Origin of the sequence: Dialister sp. (assembly GCF_047832375.1) — a bacterium.
Taxonomy (GTDB): domain Bacteria; phylum Bacillota; class Negativicutes; order Veillonellales; family Dialisteraceae; genus Dialister.
This window is the reverse complement of record NZ_CP181256.1, coordinates 1,559,058-1,577,598: the sequence shown is the minus strand read 5'-3', so window position 1 is coordinate 1,577,598 and position 18,541 is coordinate 1,559,058. Positions and strand designations below refer to the sequence as shown.

Here is an 18,541-nt window from a genome sequence, read left to right as displayed (position 1 = left end):
TGTATATGCTGGACGAATATAAAGCCTTCCTTTCCACCATCAGGAAACTGACGAGGGAAGAGGAAGCAGCCCTGTGGAAACAATATAAAGAAGAGGGCCTATTGGAAGCCAGGCAGTCGCTCATTGAGCACTACCAGCCTCTGGTCTTCCGGGAAGCCATGAAATACGGTCTCCAGGAAACGGTGACGTTGGATCTTATCCAGGAGGGCACCGTGGGCCTCATGGAGGCGGTGGAAAAGTATGACCCCTCCCTGGGAGTCGCCTTTTCGCTCTACGCCCTTCACCGGGTGCGGGGAAGAATGGTGGATTTCTTGCAGGAAAACGGGAAAGACCTTTTGTTGGACAAGGGGGAGGAAGAGGCCTACCTCACAGAGACGGTGCCGGATACGGCCTTTGAATCGGCTGACAAAAGTGTCCTCCATTCCACCATAGATCGGGCCATGAGCCGCCTTCCGGAACGGGAACAGGACGTGCTGCGCATGGTATACCTTAAGGAGCAGAGCGCCCAGGAGACCGCTGCTGCCATGGATGTGAGCACAGCCTATGTGTACCGCCTTGAGAAGAGAGGAATCCGTCGGCTCCGAGGCATGCTATCAAAACTGATCCATGACAGGAAGTAGCAGGATACCCTAGAAAAAAGGGAATAGCCGGCGAGAAACGCCGAAAAATTGAAATAATTCTTATTTACTGATGTTTTCTTATACTTCTCTTTTTATGATTATGTAATAAAGGATACCGAAGGGAATAGGGGTTCCCTGCCGGATCCCTATTGGGAGGTATTATGTCAGGAGATAAAGTCAAACGGCTGCGGGCTGTACGGAAATGGCTGGAAAAAGCGGAAAATTCCTATTCCAGCCATAAAGAGATTACCGGTGAAATTAATCTCATCATGGCCCAGGCGGAAATGGAGCGTCTGAAAGAAACCCATGGAAATTCAAAAAGCCGGAAACGGGTATTGCAGATAGGGGCACTCATTGCGGCTTTTGGCGTATTTCTGGGGCTCAATGCCATCTGGCAGGTGCTGGAACCGTCCTCAGAGAAAACGGTTGTCCCTGTGCAGGTGGTACAGGAAAAGGAAACCGTACCTGCCGTAAAACAGGAAGAACCGGAACATCCAGCCCTGGCGGCAGAAGCAGTAAAAACGACAGCTCCGGCATCTTCAGTATCGGCTGAACCGGTTTATACAGCTCCGGCGGAAGTGACGCCCCAAGCAGCAGCTCCCCAGCCGGCAGTGACGGCATCTCAGCCAACAGCGCCGCCGGTGAGGACGGCCGCTGCCGCAGTGCCAAAGCCCGCCCTGTCGGATAAAGAAATCCAGAGCGTGGTCGGAGAAGCCGGACGGGCCCTTCGTGGGCAGGGATAAGTGAACCGGTAGTGGGAAGGTGGCTGAAGGCATTACCCCTCAGCCACCTTTTGCAAGCCCTGATGGAGTTACAGCCTTTGGTATTAGATTTTTTTCATAAATTATTCATGAAGAATGCCTTTTTTCCTTGTGAAATAGAGGCATTCTTCATATAATATAAAGAAGTGCTGATTTTACTCGATGAATTCGAGGAGGTCGGCCATTCAAACCGGTAAATAACAATCCTGTTACCTGAAGCCAATTAAGAGGAGGATTTTATGATTACAAAGAAAAGCAAGAAAGTGCTGCTGCTCACAGCAGTACTTGCATCACTTTCCGGGGTTTCTGTTTTTGCGGATGCTCCAACTATTGCTGGAGGATCGAACGGCATGTCCCAGAGCTCCATGATCAGCGTAAAAAATGGGCAGACCGTAGGCAGCGGTTCCATTTCTGATGAGACCGCAAAAACCGCTGAAACTCCGTCGGTGGCGGTGCAGCAGTCCCAGCAGACCGTGGCGGTGGGCGATGCGTCCCTGTATCTCTCCAAGGCCGATAACGATGCCATTGAAGCGGAGGTTGGGAAGACCATTACCTCCGTCGATTTTTCCGGCATTCCGGAACCGGTAAAGACAAAGCTTTCTCCTCTGATCCAGAGCAAGCCCGGTACACAGCTCACGGAAGAGGGCGTCCGTAACGATGTGGCATCTCTCGGCTCCACCGGCGTGTTCTCCCAGATTACCCCGGCTTTCTCCGAAGTGCCCGAAGGCGTAGGCATTACGTACCAGCTGGCTTCGAACCCCGTGGTCCACGATGTATCTTTTACGGGAAATACGATCTTTACCAGTGATTACCTGAAGTCCGTCATGAATATTCCCCAGGACAGCGTGTTGAACTTCGTCTTGGTGAACCAGAAACTGAAGGAAATCGAGGACATGTACCTGAAGCAGGGATACATGCTCGTTTCCATTCCTGATGTGCAGGTCAGCTCTGACGGCATTCTCCATGTCAATATTTCCGAAGGTATCGTGGAAGACTTCACCATTGTAGGTAACGATAAGACCAAGGATAAGGTCATTCTCCGTGAAATGAAACTGAAGAAGGGTAAGCCCTTCAATAAATTCCTGGCCAGCCGCAGCATGGAACGTCTCTACAACACCGGCTACTTTGAAGATGTGAACATGAAGCTCCTGCCGGGCAAAGAAAATGAACACAACGTCATCATCGAAATCGACGTGATTGAACAGAAGACCGGTATCGTCACTGTAGGCGCCGGTTACTCCGACTCCGACGGTACCGTAGGTATCGTGGAACTGGGGGATACGAACTTTCGGGGCACCGGCGATAAGGTGAACTTCCACTGGGAATTCGGCGGCGCCGGTGACGGCAAGAACTACACCATTTCCTATACCCGTCCCTGGATCAATTCCAACGGCGATTCCCTGGGTGCTTCCATTTTCAATCGTATCTATACCTACGATGACTACGATGCCAAGGGCCATGAAATCGCGGAATACGATAAGAGAAGAAAGGGCTGGAATCTCACCTGGGGCCATGTAAGCGACGACTATCGGACCAACTACTTCAACTTCGACAGCACCAAGGAATCCTATGATGACCATGACGGATTCGATTGGGGTGGCACAGCAGAAGATAAAGGGCATCATGCTAAGGATAGAAGTGATGATTGGTATAGAGCTATTATGGATAACTTTGGCACCACCAACAGCTTCACTTTTACCCATGTCTTTGATAACCGGGATAACTACTTCAATGCCAGCAAGGGCCGCCGGATTTCCTTCGCTGCCCAGTGGGGCGGCCACGGACTGGGCGGGGACTATGACTTCTACAAGTTCACCGCAGAAGGCCGTTTCTACAAGGGTCTCGGCAACGGCCATATCCTGGCTCTCCGTCTCATGGGCGGCTATATCGACGGCGATGTATCCTACGGCAACCTCTTTGACCTCGGCGGTTCCAATACCCTCCGCGGCTACGAAGATGACCAGTTCAAAGGCAAGAAGATGTACGCCGCTACCCTGGAATACCGCTTCCCCATTGCGAAGAAGGTACAGGGCGTCCTCTTCACCGATGCCGGCAGTGCATGGGGCTTGGACAGGGGCAAGATTCCGTGGTATGACGACGATGATTCCCTGAACTGGTCCGTAGGCGTAGGACTCCGTCTCCAGACGCCCATCGGACCGATTCGTCTGGACTACGGCCACGGTGACCAGAATAAGTTCCATTTCAGCTTTGGTACTCAGTTCTGATAACAGAGAGGAGGAACCATGCATTCTTCCTTGAAACAGTGGATGATGCGGGCAGGGTTTATCCTGCTCGTTTCATCCTTTTCATTCCCTTTTTCCGCGGAAGCTGCGCCTATCAGGCAGGTGGACGTCCATGTGGGAGTTACGGAGGGGGACCTGCCACCGGCAGTGGAAAAACGGATTGTATCCAGCATTTCTTCCATCGGCAACCGGATTCTTGTAGGAAAGGAAGAAGACCTTTTCCGGCTGAACAGCAGCGAGTATAATAAAGTACTTGCGGACATCATCAACCGGGTGGTCATTGGCTATGTGGTATCTGATCTCACCGTGAATTACGGCGGTGATACATCCCTGTCCGTGACTTTGGCCCCCGTGGGCCGCATGATCCATAAGGTGGACACGGAAATCGACTACGGCAACCTGTCTCCTGAAGCCAGGCGGTACGTGGAAGAGGAAACAAAGGATATTCCAGGGCTTATGAGCAATCTCCTCATCGGTCTTCCCGTAGATTCCGTGGGTTGGGCGGAAAGCGTATCCCAGTCGGCGGGCAGGGATATGCTCCACCAGCTGCTGCCCGAATTTACGGCAAATTTCGAAGTATCTTCAGGGGAAGAGACAAAGGTAAAGATTTATCTTATTCCCCAGGGACAAATTGTACGGTCTTCCGCAGTGACCTTTGAAAAGACTACGGTACCCCGGCTTCTTATGCTCAGGGCCTCTGAAGAAACAGAGTTTGCCCTGGAGCATTTGCAGGGGCTGCCGGTGAACTTTGTCACCCGCAAACAGGGAGAGATTTCCGCAGAAATGAACCGGATTCTCCAGGAAGATTCATTCATTAAGAAATACGGCATAGCCACAGAGACAAGACTGATTCCCGGTGAGATGACGGAATTAAAAATCAATGCTTTGACGGACCATTGGATCATACGGACTGAAGTATGGCTCGATGCCGGCAGGGACGGCAATAAGAATACGGCCTTCGAAGGTCTCCTGGGCCACTATGTGGGCAAAAGGGATACGATTTTCGGGGAAGCCCGTTTTTACCCGGGCCCCATGGACTGGGATATCTACGGTGGCTGGTACCATCACTTCGGCTCTGTTCTGGATCTGGGGTACAAGTACAATTTCACGAATAATGCAAACCATGTATTCGGTGTCATTCCCTTTGGTGAACGGTTTGCCCTGCGATACGACCGGGATTTCAAGAAAAGGGACAATGAATTTGGCTTTTCCTATAAAATTCATAATTACATGACCCTGGAATACGTGTATAATGATGAAGATGGCAAGTGGCTGAGAATCATTGCCAATTTATAAAGGAGTGGATTTTATTATGATGACAACTCTTGGAAACAAGAAAAATGTGAAGATTTTTTCCTTCGCCCTGGCTGGCGTATTCATTGCCTCCGTTGCGGTGATGGCAGTGGTATCCATGGGGGATACGGCCAATGCGGCTCCTACGTCCGATATCGGCGTGGTGGACCAGCGGGAAGTGATTTCCAATAACAGCCAGCTGGCCCTGAACTACCAGCAGAAAATGAAGGACACCGCCGATGAAATGCAGAAGGACTTCGATGCCAAGTCCCAGGGCATGAGCGATGCGGATAAGGAAAAGCTCTTCAACGACATGCAGCAGCAGTTCAACCAGAAACGGACAGCCATTGAAAAGGACATGGAAGACCAGGTCACCGGCGCTGTGAAATCTGTGGCTTCCAAGAAAGGTCTGTCCCTGGTGGTGGATAAGTCCGCTGTCATTTATGGTGGCACCGATATTACGAAGGAAGTGTCCGATTCCCTGAATAAGACACTCACCGCTTCCCAGTCCGCTGCCGCTTCCCAGAGCAAGTAACGGAGGCTTGTCATGATGCACCGCAGCCCCTTGCTCGCTGCTGCCTGCGCCGTGATGATTGCTTTTTCCTTTGCCCTTTCCGGCTGCGGCACGAAGAAAGAAGAAACACCGCCGCCTGCTGTCCACTACGGTGTGGCAGATCTGGAAACGCTGGTGAAAGCCCATCCGAAGTACAGTGAGTATTTCAAACTGGAAACTGAATATAACCATATGCTGGAGCAGTACCAGACGGAGCGGAATAAGCTCATCCAGTCTTCCTCGAAGCAGAAACAGATAGCTGCCGCCCTGGCCGATACATCCCGGCGGGTAGACGCCCAGAATGAGCTTCAGGCCAAAGTGAAGGCTAAAGAGGACGAACTGAATGATGGTCTCCAGAAGATTTACAAGGATATTGAGAAAAAACATACCACTGCGGCGGGAACTATGAATCTGGAAACCTTGACTCCTGAAGAGCGGGCCAAGATGGCCAATCTCCAGATGAAGCTCACCGTCCTCGGTGTGACGGGAGAAGAAAAGGAGCAGGTGAAGGATGAACTTCACAAGCTCATGGATCTCCGCACGTCCCGGGAAAAGGCGGATATGGGCGGCTGGACCGACGAAGAAGTCAAACAGATGACCGACGCCAAGGCTAAGGCCCAGACGGAACTGGAAGACTATTCGAACAGCGTGGCAGAGGAAATCAAAAACAGCCTGTCCCAGGAAACGAAGGCAGACATATCCGCAGAAGAAGCGGATTTTGCCGAAACCCACAAGGAATGGGATGAAAACTGGCAGGCCCGAATTGATGACAAGCAGAAACAGATGGCTGCGGTGAAGAAGGAAATCATGGCAGACATCGAACAGGAAGCGGCAAGGGTGGCTTCCGAAAAGAACCTGGACATGATATTCTCCAAGTACAAAGCCAATATCAATGCAGACGATGTGACCGGAGATCTGGTCAATCGGATTGTAAATATAAAGAAGTAAGAAATCACTTCAACATAGATTGAGGAGGAACGAAATGGAAAAGGCTGCGTGGAAAAAACTGGCCTGTGTAGGAATGATTGCCCTGGCCGCCGTATTCAGCGGCTGCGGCAGTGAACATAAGGTGGCAGTGGTGGACTACCAGAAACTGGAAGACCAGTCCCCAAAGATCAAAGCCATCCAGCAGGAAATTACGGATAAGGACAAGGAAATCAGCAATCGTCTGGCAGAAGCCCAGAAGAGCGGACTGTCCGATGACGAAATACAGAAGAAAGTACAGTCTGCCCAGCAGGAACGGATGATTTTCATCCAGAGCAAGCAGAAGCAGATTGAATCCATGGTCCAGTCCCAGGCTGGGGCTATTGCCAAGGAAAAGAATATCGGCATCGTTATGAATAAGATGGCCGTACCCACAGGAGCTGTAGATATTACGGACGAAGTACTGGCTAAAATGGATGGCGGCGCATCGAAAGCTGCCGCATCTCAGTCCAAGTGAGGCATTCTATGAAAAAAACAGCAGGCGAACTGGCGAAAATCGTAGGCGGCACCCTGTATGGTGACGGCAGTGTTGTTATTGATGATGTACGAAGCGCTGAAAGTGCGGGACCTTCCCACATTACCTTTGCCCGAGGCATTTATGCGGAACACATTGAAGAAATGAAGGCAGGAGTTATCCTGGTGGATGAACTGCCAAAGACTTACACGAAAAATCTCATCGTAGTGCCGGACTGCCGCCGTTCCTTCGGGGATCTCGTAGACCTGTACCATCCGGAGAATCGCTTTACCCCCGGCATCCATCCCACTGCCATCGTCAGTGACAAGGCGGTTATCGGCAAGGATGTATGCATCATGGCCTATGCCGTCATTGAAGAGGGAGCAGAAATCGGTGATGGTACCGTCATTTATCCTTATACCTACATCGGTAAAAATGCAAAAATCGGCAAAGACTGCGAACTGAATCCGGGATCCGTGGTCCATGAAAACAGCGTGCTCGGAGACCGGGTAGTCCTTCGTGCCCATGCAGTCATTGGTGGACAGGGCTTTGGCTTCTCTACGGATGAAAATGGTCATCACCACCATATCCGCCAGCTTGGCCGTGCGGTGATTGGAGACGACGTGGAAATCGGCGCCTGCTCCACCGTAGACAACGGTGCCCTGAACGATACAACCGTGGGCAATGGTACGAAAATTGATAATCTTGTCCACCTGGGCCATAACGTACAGGTGGGCACGGACTGCTTCCTCTGCGCCCAGACCGGCATTGCCGGAAGCACCACTGTCGGAAACCACTGCATCCTTGCAGGACAGACCGGTGTGAATGGTCATATTTCTATTACGGATAACGTCATCCTGGGCGGCAAGTCCGGCGTAGTAGGCAGTATCAAAGAACCGGGCGTTTATATGGGCTACCCCACCCGCACCCACGCCCAGTGGGGCAGGGTAGAAGTGGCTAACACTCATCTGCCGGAACTGTTGAAAAAAGTCCGGCAGCTCGAAAAGAGACTGAAGGAGCTGGAAGGAAAGTAAAGGAGGAGCGGGCATCGGCCTTAGGCCGATGCTGTGACTTCGTCATGGCTCTGCCTCCGGCAAGGCTATGGCCTTCGGCCAGGGCTGAAGGTGCGACGCACAAATGATATGGCGCCGTGGATTGCATATTTTGCGGCGAAGCCGCTGGAACTCAATTCTCTTCACTCAATTCTCAAATCTATCCCCAATCATGCAGGCCCTTGAAGAAGGGCCGCGGCAAAGCCGCAGGATGGATCTGCCTCGCAGAGGCAGAGTCTGTGAAGGCGTGTATCAAGGACTTGTGGCCGGGCATGTGCGCAGCGACTCCAGCGGGAGCCCCCTTCCGCCCTTCGGGCACCTCCTCCATAGATGGTGGAGGTTGTGTCAGTACCCACATGTCCGCCCTCGTCAGAGGGGAAAAAATGTGTAGTTGTATGTGGGTGGCCGCGAAGCGGCTGACTTTCGGAAAGTGGATAGCTGATAACATATTCTTTCAACTATCTTCTATCTTCTCGTCTTTAGCGGCAAACATATTCACACGGAGTGGTTCATACCATTCCAATAAAAATCGCGCCGCTCTGTAAATATTATGCGGCGCCCCACCACTCCTCACTTCTAACTTTTCCATATTTCACATTTACACACCATGTACAAGGTTTATCTATTCTAGAATGGGCCTTGTCTTTTCTTTTATTTTATTTATACATTCTGTTTGAGGTTTTATTATGGGTGCTACTTACAGACTTCTGAAAATACTGGGATGGGCGGCTTGCCATATGTCTCCGGACCATGCTCAGGCCTTCGGTCGGGGGCTGGGCCACTTTTTCTGGACCTTTGTGCCGCCAAAACGGAAGGTACTGGCAGTGAATAACATTCTCCGTGCGGGAGTCACGAAGGACAAAAAACGGGCGAAGGAAATTGCAAAGAATTCTTCCCTCCGCTTTGGACCCCTTGGCATTTCCATGTTCCGGTTTCCTCTTCTCAATAAAGACAATATCCACTCCTATGTCACCGTGAAGGGCAGGGAAAAGCTGGACCGACTTAAGGAAGAGGGGAAAGGCTGTATTCTGGCGGCTACCCACTGCGGAAACTGGGAGGTAGAAGGTGCGGCACTGGCCCTCTATGGGTATCCCCTTCTTTCGGTAGCCATGAAACAGAAGAACAAGGATTTCGATAAGTTCCTCTGTGAATATCGATCCATTCCCGGACAGACAGTAGAATACAAGACCGGTGTTCGGGATATGCTGAGACGCCTCAAACAGGGCTATTTCGTAGGTCTTCTCTGTGACCAGGACCCGGGCGACACGGGCATCCTTTCTGATTTCCTCGGACAGCGTACACTGACTGCCACAGGTCCTGCCCATTTTGCACTTCTCACGAAGCTGCCGGTGATGACCGCCTTTATCCATGAAACGTCGCCCTGGCATTACGAAATCATCATCGATGATCCCATCACCGCCGATGAAGGGCTGAAGAAGAAAGAGGCCATCCAGAATATTACAGACAAAATCAATAAGCGTCTGGAAGCATGGATTTACAAATATCCGGAAGAATGGTTCTGGCTCCATAACCGTTGGAAATGGACCGATAAATATTATCCGGAATTGAAAGGAGTAAAAAATGGGGCAGTTGAAGACTGAAAAAATCAGGGTAGGGGATATCCCGGTCACCGTTGTCCATCCCATTGAAGATACAGGAAATCCGGTGATTTTATACCACGGCTGGAGCAGTGAGGCGGATTTCCAGTATTCCAAGGCCGCCATTTTTGCGGTGAATGGCTACACCGTCTATATTCCGGAGGCCCAGAGCCATGGGGAGCGGGGAGCTCTTGATGATTATTACAAAGTGGAAGACTATCCTATTTTCTGGAATACTATTTTTCACAATATGGAAGAATTTCCACTTTTGTCGGACCGTATCCATGAAGATTACGACGAAAAGCCATTCATCCTGGGCCATTCCATGGGCGGTATGTCTGTTCTTGGTATTGGCAGTGTCCATGGAGAACGGCTGAAGGGTATCGTATCCTTCAACGGCTCCGGTGACTGGCTTCTGACCCATCTCTTCATTCAGGCCCGTTTTGGCCTTTATGTGCCCAAAGACTGGGATATGTATGATGAAATTGAAAAGAAATCGCCCATTAACCACGTGGAGGTCATGAAGAATATCCCCATTTTCATGACAAACGGGGAAAGTGATATTTCCATCGACCCCAGGGCCCAGGCCCATTTCTTTTCTGTCATGGAAAAGGCAGGCGGTAACGTGACCCGCATTACCTATCCTCTTCTTGGCCATTTTGTGACCACCAACATGCTGGATGACGCTATGAAGTGGATGGAAAGGGTAAGGTAGATTCTGGTTAGTAGACGGCCACATATGCGTGAAAGGGGCTAAAGGTGGCGGGTGAACTACGCTTCGCTTGTTCACCGGGTTGTAGGTGCTTCGCACCGGGGGCATAAGGTGGTATTGCTGCCGGTGGCGGCAAATTTCTTTGAGTAGCGGAGCCGCGTTTATTATATAAGTTTTCTCTTCTACTTGAGCGAAACATCCCACCTGGTTGACGAGCGTCAGCGATGTCAACCCACCACCCGATCGAGCCAGCGAAGCGACGCCCGACCCACAACCCTCAGCCCCATTCACTGCTACGTGATATTCTATATCCTCCAACGTTCTTTATTCATATACATTGGTCAAACATTATTCTCCAAAGGAGGGGAGCCATCTGAGCCTCAACAAAAACATTATTACCCTCATTGCCAGCATGTTTCTTGTATCCTCGGGATACACAATGGTCATTCCCTTCCTGCCTCTGTACCTGGAGGAAATGGGAGTGCCGTATAATGAGATTTCCCTCTGGACTGGGCTCGTATTCTCCAGCTGCTTCCTGGTGGCTGCGGTCATGGGACCGGTGTGGGGGAAACTGGCGGACACAGGGGGAAAGAAGAAAATGGCCATCCGGGCAGCGGTGCTGCTCGGATTTTCCTACCTTTTCTGTGGCCTTTGCCAGGACCAGTACCAGCTCATGGCAGCCCGGGCTTTTCAGGGATTTGCCAATGGCTTTGTAGCGGCGGCTATGGCTATTATTTCAGACAGCGCGGACCCAAAGAAACTGGGAGGCACTCTTGGTATGGCCCAGACTTCCCTGGTGGTAGGGGGAATCTGCGGTCCCCTTATGGGAGGCGCCCTGTCCCATGTGGCGGGGATGAAAAATACCTTTTACCTGTCTGCCCTTTTTCTCTGGATTGTGGCAGCAGCAGTGATTTTCCTCGTCAAAGAAAAGAAAGAGGGGAAAGTAGAAAGACCGGTAGAAAAGACATCCATCACGGCGGATCTGAAGTATGCCTTTGGCAATGGTCATGTTCGTGGCCTCCTGCTTATTACCTTTTTCCTGCAGACCACACTTCTCATGATCCAGCCGGTGACGGCTCTCTATGTGAGTGACCTCATGAATCATAGAGGAAATATAGAGCTGGTCTCCGGCATCATCATGTCCAGCGGCGGTGTAGCCGGTGCATTGACCACCACTCTCTGGGGGAAATTTGGACAATCGAAGGGGTACTACAAGGCCATTACCGTCACCCTTTCCCTGGCAGGCTGTATTACTATTCTCCAGTCCCTGCCGGATTCGGTCATAGGATTTGGACTCTGCCAGTTCTTGGCAGGCTGCTTCGTTATCGGTGCTAACCCTTCCATTAATGCAGCCCTCGTGAAGTACACACCCTCCGATTTCCGGGGGCGGGTCTTCGGCCTCTCCAATACGGCCCAGCAATTCGGAAATATGTGGGGCCCTCTGCTTTCCTCCGCCATCTCCATGGCCATGGGCATTTGGGAAGTCTATGCAGCAGCCGGGCTCATCCAGCTGGCTTTGGGAATTATCGTATATGGGAGCAGAGTGAGAAAAAGTGAGGAGGGAAGAGTGAGAAGGGAGGAGTGAATGTGGCGGCGCATCAAAATTTGGGAGCGCCGCAATATTTATATACCCATAGGTCTGCGTGCCCTTAGAATTGGAAGCCCTGCATAGAACTTATAATTTTGGACTTAATGCAAAAACTGTTTAGCATATTCATAAAATTTAATTGCCCCAAATACTAACCCCCCGTCTGAGACGGGGGAACCGGCGGAGCCGTAGCGTTACCCAAAGTACCAAAAAACCTCCTATGTTAGAATAAAGTGGGTCTAGCAAATCCGCTTTATAAAACACAGGAGGTATCCAAGATGGATAACCAAAGTATATCTCATACGAGATGGAATTGCACGTATCACATTGTATTTATTCCAAAATATCGCAAGAAAATTCTGTATAGCAAAATTCGTTTGGAATTAATCGATATTCTTAGAAAGTCGTGTGAGATGAAGAAAGTCCAGCTCTTGGGTGGCGCAGTCTGCATTGACCACGTTCATATGTATATTGCAATCCCGCCAAAACTTTCGGTATCAGAAGTTGCTGCATATTTGAAAGGGAAAAGTGCGCTGATGGTGTTCGATAACCACCCGGAACTCCGTGCAAGATGGGGAGAAAGGCATCTCTGGGCAAGAGGATACTATGTGTCCACCGTCGGGAATGTGAATGAAGAGACAATCCAAAATTACATTCGCGAGCAGGAGAATAGTGATCAAATGGACTTAAGCAAATAAGCAATTAAGAATAGCCGCCTTTAGGCGGTAAGTCAGTATCAGGGCATTTGCTAGACCTGCCAATGGCAGGTGCCAGTATCATATCCCCGGAGGGGTTATAAATAAACCCCCATTTGAAATGGGGGTTGCTAACTTTCATTTATACCAAACGGTCCGCATCAAAGGCGCAGGATGGATCTGGCTCGTAGAGGTTGAATCAGCGCTTCCCTGGATTCGGAGCATGTTCAGAGCTGCTTCAGCGAGGGCCCCTTCATTCCGGTCACAAAAGGAAATTTAATGGGCAGGCAAGGCGCCAACTTAGGCCGGACTCGAATATCCTATGCAGGATGTCCACTCTGCGGGTATCTCACCTATAGACGGGGGAGGTTACCTATTAGCGGCTCTACCGCTCAGAGATTTGCCGCCATCGGCGGCCATAGTCACTTATGCCCCCGGCGCATCAGCGCCCACAACCCGGTGAACGAGTGAAGCGGTGTTCACCCACTACCCTTAGCCCCATATACCGGTATTAGGTATAACGTAATCTGTTAGCAATAAAAAAAGCTGTGGACCATGTGGATATCATGATTCACAGCGTTTTTGTATGGCCTTTGCGGCGAAGCCGTGGGACCTCAATTCTCAAATCTACCCTTTATTTCACCGTATTCCTCAATGTTCCAATGGGATCGATGGTGATTTCCACCACATCTCCCTTCTGCAGGAATTTCGGCGGGTTGAAGCCCATGCCTACGCCCTGGGGGGTGCCGGTGGCGATGACGTCGCCGGGGAGAAGGGTCATGCCGTCGGAGAGGACTTCAATGAGTCTGGGAATGGAGAAAATGAGGTCCGTCGTAGAACCTTCCTGCCGGAGATGGCCGTTTACCTTAGTGTAGATGGTAAATGGCACCGGCCAGTCACCGACCATAACTGTAGGCCCCATGGGGCAGAAGGTATCGAGGCTCTTGCCCCGGAACCACTGGACGTGTTTCTTCTGCAGGTCCCTGGCGGTCACATCGTTGATAATGGTGTAGCCATAAACGTATTTCATGGCATCTTCTGCAGCCACGTTGGTGCATCGTTTACCGATGATGACGCCCAGTTCCCCTTCGTAATCCACCTGGGATGTAGCAGAAGGATGGCGGTCGATTTCTTCATCAGGGCCAATAACGGAGGTGGTGGCTTTCGTAAAGAAAATGGGATTTTCCGGATTCTTTGCATTCACATTCTGGTCAAACTCCTTCACGTGGGCCTGGTAATTCTTGCCGACACAAAGAATATTGCGGCGGGGGTAGAAGGGAACTTCCAGTTTTACGTCGGACAGTTTGATTGGCTCAATGGACTGGTCTTTTTCGTTCATTTCCAATGCTTTTGCCAGGTTTAAGAGGCCTTCTTCACCGGTTTCGATGAATTCCTCCATGGTCTCACCAAGGGGAATGAAATAGGTTTCTTCCAGGTCCTCTGCGGAATAGATAGAAGCGCCATCGCTGGTGAGCACGCCCCACTGGCGCTGGCCGTTATGGTTATAAGAAACAAGTCTCTGCATGGTATGCCTTCTTTCTGTATACATGTGGTTATATGCTGATTTACTTATTATAGCATAGATTGGGGTGGCGATTCGTTGTAAACTGTAAGCTGAAATGAGAGTATGGGGCTAAAGGCTGCCGGTTGACATCCCTGCGCTCGCCAACTGGGCTGCAGCTTCGACATCACTTTGCTCGTCGAAGCGGGGGTATAAGGTGGATATGACGCCTTTGGCGGCTATAATACCTTACACCCCGGCGCGTTAGCGCCCACCACCTTTAGCCCCATTTATCCGATTGGTACGTATTATTCACGCCCATCCTTAGTGTAAAATGTTTCTCGGTAGAGGATTTCTCCCCTGCTGGATAGAAAAGGGAAGAGTCCCCTTTGATGGAAATGTTATAATTTCCTTGCGACAAAATCAAAAGAAAGGACTCTTCCCAATGAGCATTTTATCAGAGAATATCGAACTTTTCAAACCTTTTATTCAGGAGGAAATTCTCAAGAGTATCAAGGATTCCAAGGATTCACTGGCCATGGAGCAGGTTCTCTGGCACCTCTTCACGGAACTCTTTGGCCTTCTTGTGGCGACGGCCTTCGAAATGATCGATGGCGAGCTGTACGATAGGGTCTACAAGCCTCAGGGGTGGCGGATTTCCCGGCGGGATTCCAGAACCATATACTGCCTGTTTGGTCCTGTCACCTACAAGCGGAGGCGGCTGGAGATGGCCGGAAAGCAGGGATTTTACCCATTAGATAAGAAATTTGGATTTCTGCCTTCCCGTCACTATAGCATGGGAGTGATTCTGCGCATTGCCCAGGCTGCCCAGGTTACCCAGTTCCGTAATGTGAGCCATATCGTGAAAACTCTGACCCAGACGGATATTTCACATCAGACAGTTTCAAATCTCAGCCGCGCTGCCGCCCAAATGGTTAGAAAATACGAAGCAGCAGATGCAGCCATGGAGCAGGCCGAGAAGAGAGTACCGGAGGACGGGCTGCTGGCTATTGAGGGCGATGGGATTGTAATGAAGCAGCAGGCGGACCCCGTCACCGATACCAAAGGCGGCCAGAACATAGAACTTCACCGAATCCAGGTCTATGAGGGCGTCGAGAAGAATGGGAAACGTTCGAGACTGACAGGGTACCACTGCTTCTCTGGAACGGATAGGAAAAGGCTGGTTGAACTCGTCAAGGTGTGGGTGCATGGCCGGTACAATCTGAGCGAGATTACAGTACTTTCCAACGGGGATGGCGGAGCAGGATATAATTTCGGTGACTTCGACGATATAGTCGAGGGATGCAAGACACATTACCATTTCCGGGACAGATACCATGTGAATGAGAAAGTGCGGACCCGCCTCAGCTTCTGCCCACGTGGATTCATCGATAAATTCGTGCTTGAACTGAATAAGAGCAGAAATGTCATCACAGATATGAAGCCATATCTGGATACGGCTGCCAGCTACGCAGAAACAGAAGAACAGGCCGAGCAGGTACGGAGACTGGCAGACTATCTGAGTCGCAACGCCGACTATATCCCGGGCATCCGGGAGCGCGGAATCCGAACCGATATCCACCTGGGGGCAGCTGAAAGCAACCACCGACGCTATAGCTACCGTCTGAAAAAGCAGGGGCGCAGCTGGTGCAGGATAGGTATGGATTCAATAGGCACGCTGATTACTGCTACCCAGAATGACACTTTGGAAAAAGCCCTGATTTACTGTGCTGCAGGCAAAGCCTACAAGAAGATGGACCGGCAGATGCATAAGGCGGTCGTAGCAGCCGTAAAAACGAACCGCAAAGCCGCCAGGGACGCTAAATGGCACAGGAACGCACGGAATTACCGTCCCGGGTGCCTGGAAGGCCGTATAGGCGTATATGGAGCGACTTCAACTCCGATGGGCCAGCTTGCTAAAGCGATACAGATTTATTGAGAAAGCAGAGGCTGGGAAACCTGATAACGTCGACTGTCAAATAAAGTACCGAGAAAACCTTGACACATACACGCCCATCCGCCCCTTTTCTATCCACTCCCATATGTGCTAAAATAACAGAAAACAACTAATTTATCCGATAGAACGGAGGAAAAATAATGGAAGAAGAAAGAAAACCCGCTAACTTTATTGAAGCGGAAATTGATAAGGACATTGCGAACCATGTATACGCCGGAGGCCGCGTGCTGACCCGGTTTCCGCCGGAACCGAACGGTTATCTCCACATCGGTCATGTGAAGAGTATCTGCCTCAACTTCGGTATTGGCGAAAAGTACCATGGCGCTACGAATATCCGCTTTGATGATACGAACCCAACGAAGGAAAATGAGGAATTTGTAAATTCCATTCTGAACGATGTAAAATGGCTGGGTTTCAAATGGAAGGAACCGGTCCACTTCGCTTCGGATTATTTCCCCCAGCTCTATGAATTCGCCTGCAAACTCATCCGCATGGGACTGGCCTATGTGGACGACCAGAGCAGCGAGGAAATTCACAATACCCGGGGAGATCTGACCCATCCGGGCAAAGAAAGTCCCTGGAGAAATCGTTCGGTGGAAGAAAATCTGAAACTCTTCCAGGAAATGAAAGATGGCAAGTACAAGGACGGGGAAAAGTGCCTCCGTGCGAAAATCGACATGGCCTCTCCGAACCTGGTCATGCGGGATCCTGTTATTTACCGCATTCTCCATGCTACCCATCACCGGACCGGCGATAAATGGTGCATTTATCCTCTCTACGACTTTGCCCATCCCCTGTCCGATGCCCTGGAAGGGATTACCCATTCCATCTGCACCCTGGAATTTGAAGAGCGCCGGCCCCTGTACAACTGGTGCCTCCAGGCCTTTGACGGGAAAGAAAAGCCTCGGCAGATTGAATTTGCCCGTCTCAATGTGACCACCATGATTACCAGTAAGAGAAAGCTCCGCAAAATGGTGGAAGCCGGTCTCGTATCCGGCTGGGATGATCCCCGTATGCCCACTATCAGCGGCATCAGGAGAAGGGGATACACCCCGGAATCCCTCCGTAATTTCTGTGACCTCATCGGTGTGGCAAAGGCGGATAATGTGGTGGACGTTTCCCTTCTGGAATACTGCATCCGGGAAGACCTGAAGGCGAAAGCTCCCCGAATTATGGCGGTCATTGATCCGGTAAAGGTGGTTCTCACAAACTATCCGGAAGGCAAAATCGAATACATGACTCTCGAAAACAATCCGGAAGTGGAATCCATGGGCAGCCGCCAGGTTCCTTTCAGCAGAAACCTGTACATTGAACGGGAAGATTTCATGGAACATCCGGCCCATAAATTCTTCCGCATGACCCCGGGTAAGGAAGTCCGCCTCAAAGGCGCCTACATCGTGAAATGCGAAGATGTGGCAAAGGATGATGAAGGAAATATCAAGGAAATTCACTGCACCGTGGACTTTGATACCCGGAGCGGCACCCCCGGCGCCGACCGGAAGGTGAAAGGCACCCTTCACTGGGTATGCGCCGATACGGCGGTGGATGTGGAATCCCGCCTCTATGACTACCTCATTCCGCCGGACGACAAAGAAGATGGCCGTGACTTCATGGAAAAGGTGAATACCAATTCCCTCACCGTCATGCACAGCAAGGTAGAACCGTCCATTAAAGAATACCATGTGGGGGATCGGTTCCAGTTCCTTCGGAAAGGATATTTCATCATTGACCGGGACACCACGGAAGACCATATCGTGGTGAACCGCATCGTAGGCCTTCGGGATACCTGGGCCAAACTCCAGAAGAAGCAGGCCAAGGCATGATGAAGAAAATTTTCATGACCCTTCTGGCAGCAGGTTGTGTCATGGCCGGTTCCATCACCGCCGGCGCCGCCAATCGGCTAAATCTCCAGGGCATCGGCACCATGGACGTTCCCCAGAATGTGACCTTTGAAAAAGGTGCCCAGAATGCGCTGCCCTTCATGGGGGAGGGAGGCACGAAGCGCTTCTTCATCCGGAACGGCATGACGAAGAGCGATTACTACACCATGACCTGGAAAAAGGGGCCTGACTTCTCCTATGGCTGGGCCATGTCCCAGGAAACGGGAATTCCATTTCTTCTGGAAATCGGGGAAATCAAGCACAAAGATGATAAGCCCCTGGACCAGATGGATGTCATTGCAAACTGGCTGAACCGGAAGCTCATCGCCGACGGTGCTTCCTATGAAGGTACAGCGCCGCTGAAGAAAATCGACGATAAGAAACATCCCCGCTGGGAAGGCTTTGTCACCATTACCACGAAGGAACAGGACATCACCTACCATGAAGCCTACGCTCTTGTTCTTCAGTGTGACGGCTACTTCACCACCCTGGGTATCATTAATTCCGATGGAGACCGGCAGGATATTACAGATGCCATAAAGAAAATGGTATCCAAACGGAAATTCCCGCAGAAAGTAAGCCTGCTGGATCTTTCTAAAAAGGGAACATCCCTTACAGAATTCGAATAACATTTTTTCAAATTGACAAGG

At 50.8% G+C, this 18,541-nt stretch carries 16 protein-coding genes; 15 read left to right on the top strand and 1 reads right to left on the bottom strand.

All coding sequences use genetic code 11. The annotated features are described in order from the left end of the window. Positions 1-5 precede the first annotated feature (5 nt). The 12 genes from ACFWUL_RS06360 (at position 6) to tnpA (ending at position 12,556) form a co-directional block, all read left to right on the top strand. On the top strand, positions 6-620 hold the full coding sequence (locus tag ACFWUL_RS06360; RefSeq protein WP_297020213.1) for a sigma-70 family RNA polymerase sigma factor: 615 nt from the start codon (positions 6-8) through the stop codon (positions 618-620). Positions 621-781: 161 nt separating this feature from the next. Further along, positions 782-1,363 (top strand): hypothetical protein, encoded by a 582-nt coding sequence (locus ACFWUL_RS06355; RefSeq protein ID WP_416176741.1) that lies wholly within the window; start codon positions 782-784, stop codon positions 1,361-1,363. A gap of 257 nt (positions 1,364-1,620) precedes the next feature. Further along, positions 1,621-3,606: a BamA/OMP85 family outer membrane protein gene (locus ACFWUL_RS06350; RefSeq protein WP_416176740.1), complete on the top strand. Its 1,986-nt coding sequence runs from the start codon at positions 1,621-1,623 to the stop codon at positions 3,604-3,606. An 18-nt stretch (positions 3,607-3,624) separates the two neighbouring features. Continuing rightward, the gene (locus tag ACFWUL_RS06345; RefSeq protein WP_416176739.1) at positions 3,625-4,920 is read left to right on the top strand and encodes a Tat pathway signal sequence; all 1,296 of its coding nucleotides are present in this window, start codon (positions 3,625-3,627) and stop codon (positions 4,918-4,920) included. A 16-nt stretch (positions 4,921-4,936) separates the two neighbouring features. After that, a complete protein-coding gene (locus ACFWUL_RS06340; RefSeq protein ID WP_296096075.1) occupies positions 4,937-5,452 on the top strand; it encodes an OmpH family outer membrane protein in 516 nt (171 codons plus the stop codon). Positions 5,453-5,464: 12 nt separating this feature from the next. Beyond that, complete coding sequence (locus ACFWUL_RS06335; protein WP_416176738.1) at positions 5,465-6,418, top strand: hypothetical protein; 954 nt, start codon at positions 5,465-5,467, stop codon at positions 6,416-6,418. 34 nt (positions 6,419-6,452) lie between these two features. Then, positions 6,453-6,911 carry an OmpH family outer membrane protein gene (locus ACFWUL_RS06330; RefSeq protein ID WP_416176737.1) on the top strand — a complete coding sequence of 153 codons (459 nt, stop codon included), beginning with the start codon at positions 6,453-6,455 and terminating at the stop codon, positions 6,909-6,911. Between the two features lie 8 nt (positions 6,912-6,919). Continuing rightward, on the top strand, positions 6,920-7,942 hold the full coding sequence (gene lpxD / locus ACFWUL_RS06325) for a UDP-3-O-(3-hydroxymyristoyl)glucosamine N-acyltransferase (RefSeq protein ID WP_416176736.1): 1,023 nt from the start codon (positions 6,920-6,922) through the stop codon (positions 7,940-7,942). Positions 7,943-8,646: 704 nt separating this feature from the next. Then, entirely contained in the window at positions 8,647-9,561 is a 915-nt protein-coding gene (locus ACFWUL_RS06320) for a lysophospholipid acyltransferase family protein (protein WP_416176735.1), read from the top strand. Beyond that, positions 9,542-10,273, top strand: a complete 732-nt coding sequence (locus ACFWUL_RS06315) for an alpha/beta hydrolase family protein (RefSeq protein ID WP_416176734.1) — start codon at positions 9,542-9,544, stop codon at positions 10,271-10,273. The genes ACFWUL_RS06320 and ACFWUL_RS06315 overlap by 20 nt, the downstream gene beginning before the upstream one ends. 409 nt (positions 10,274-10,682) lie before the next feature. After that, a complete protein-coding gene (locus tag ACFWUL_RS06310) occupies positions 10,683-11,855 on the top strand; it encodes an MFS transporter (RefSeq protein WP_416178118.1) in 1,173 nt (390 codons plus the stop codon). A gap of 281 nt (positions 11,856-12,136) precedes the next feature. Then, entirely contained in the window at positions 12,137-12,556 is a 420-nt protein-coding gene (gene tnpA, locus ACFWUL_RS06305) for an IS200/IS605 family transposase (protein WP_416176733.1), read from the top strand. Between the two features lie 631 nt (positions 12,557-13,187). Here tnpA and ACFWUL_RS06300 read toward each other — a convergent pair. After that, positions 13,188-14,078, bottom strand: coding sequence for a fumarylacetoacetate hydrolase family protein (locus ACFWUL_RS06300; protein WP_297020187.1), 891 nt, complete (start codon positions 14,076-14,078; stop codon positions 13,188-13,190). Between the two features lie 421 nt (positions 14,079-14,499). Between ACFWUL_RS06300 and ACFWUL_RS06295 the strand changes: the two genes are divergently transcribed. The 3 genes from ACFWUL_RS06295 to ACFWUL_RS06285 all read left to right on the top strand — a co-directional run bounded on the left by ACFWUL_RS06295 (position 14,500) and on the right by ACFWUL_RS06285 (position 18,520). Beyond that, on the top strand, positions 14,500-15,993 hold the full coding sequence (locus ACFWUL_RS06295; protein ID WP_416176732.1) for an ISLre2 family transposase: 1,494 nt from the start codon (positions 14,500-14,502) through the stop codon (positions 15,991-15,993). A 158-nt stretch (positions 15,994-16,151) separates the two neighbouring features. Next, positions 16,152-17,834: a glutamine--tRNA ligase/YqeY domain fusion protein gene (locus ACFWUL_RS06290; protein WP_416176731.1), complete on the top strand. Its 1,683-nt coding sequence runs from the start codon at positions 16,152-16,154 to the stop codon at positions 17,832-17,834. Further along, positions 17,831-18,520 carry a hypothetical protein gene (locus tag ACFWUL_RS06285; RefSeq protein ID WP_297020183.1) on the top strand — a complete coding sequence of 230 codons (690 nt, stop codon included), beginning with the start codon at positions 17,831-17,833 and terminating at the stop codon, positions 18,518-18,520. Before ACFWUL_RS06290 ends, ACFWUL_RS06285 begins: the two co-directional genes overlap by 4 nt. Positions 18,521-18,541: the final 21 nt, after the last annotated feature.

Bases quoted from the DNA above. Each gene is read 5' to 3' on its own strand.
- ACFWUL_RS06360 (WP_297020213.1), top strand. From the start codon at position 6: ATGCTGGACGAATATAAAGCCTTCCTTTCCACCATCAGGAAACTGACG.
- ACFWUL_RS06355 (WP_416176741.1), top strand. From the start codon at position 782: ATGTCAGGAGATAAAGTCAAACGGCTGCGGGCTGTACGGAAATGGCTG.
- ACFWUL_RS06350 (WP_416176740.1), top strand. From the start codon at position 1,621: ATGATTACAAAGAAAAGCAAGAAAGTGCTGCTGCTCACAGCAGTACTT.
- ACFWUL_RS06345 (WP_416176739.1), top strand. From the start codon at position 3,625: ATGCATTCTTCCTTGAAACAGTGGATGATGCGGGCAGGGTTTATCCTG.
- ACFWUL_RS06340 (WP_296096075.1), top strand. From the start codon at position 4,937: ATGATGACAACTCTTGGAAACAAGAAAAATGTGAAGATTTTTTCCTTC.
- ACFWUL_RS06335 (WP_416176738.1), top strand. From the start codon at position 5,465: ATGATGCACCGCAGCCCCTTGCTCGCTGCTGCCTGCGCCGTGATGATT.
- ACFWUL_RS06330 (WP_416176737.1), top strand. From the start codon at position 6,453: ATGGAAAAGGCTGCGTGGAAAAAACTGGCCTGTGTAGGAATGATTGCC.
- lpxD (WP_416176736.1), top strand. From the start codon at position 6,920: ATGAAAAAAACAGCAGGCGAACTGGCGAAAATCGTAGGCGGCACCCTG.
- ACFWUL_RS06320 (WP_416176735.1), top strand. From the start codon at position 8,647: ATGGGTGCTACTTACAGACTTCTGAAAATACTGGGATGGGCGGCTTGC.
- ACFWUL_RS06315 (WP_416176734.1), top strand. From the start codon at position 9,542: ATGGGGCAGTTGAAGACTGAAAAAATCAGGGTAGGGGATATCCCGGTC.
- ACFWUL_RS06310 (WP_416178118.1), top strand. From the start codon at position 10,683: ATGTTTCTTGTATCCTCGGGATACACAATGGTCATTCCCTTCCTGCCT.
- tnpA (WP_416176733.1), top strand. From the start codon at position 12,137: ATGGATAACCAAAGTATATCTCATACGAGATGGAATTGCACGTATCAC.
- ACFWUL_RS06300 (WP_297020187.1), bottom strand. From the start codon at position 14,078: ATGCAGAGACTTGTTTCTTATAACCATAACGGCCAGCGCCAGTGGGGC.
- ACFWUL_RS06295 (WP_416176732.1), top strand. From the start codon at position 14,500: ATGAGCATTTTATCAGAGAATATCGAACTTTTCAAACCTTTTATTCAG.
- ACFWUL_RS06290 (WP_416176731.1), top strand. From the start codon at position 16,152: ATGGAAGAAGAAAGAAAACCCGCTAACTTTATTGAAGCGGAAATTGAT.
- ACFWUL_RS06285 (WP_297020183.1), top strand. From the start codon at position 17,831: ATGATGAAGAAAATTTTCATGACCCTTCTGGCAGCAGGTTGTGTCATG.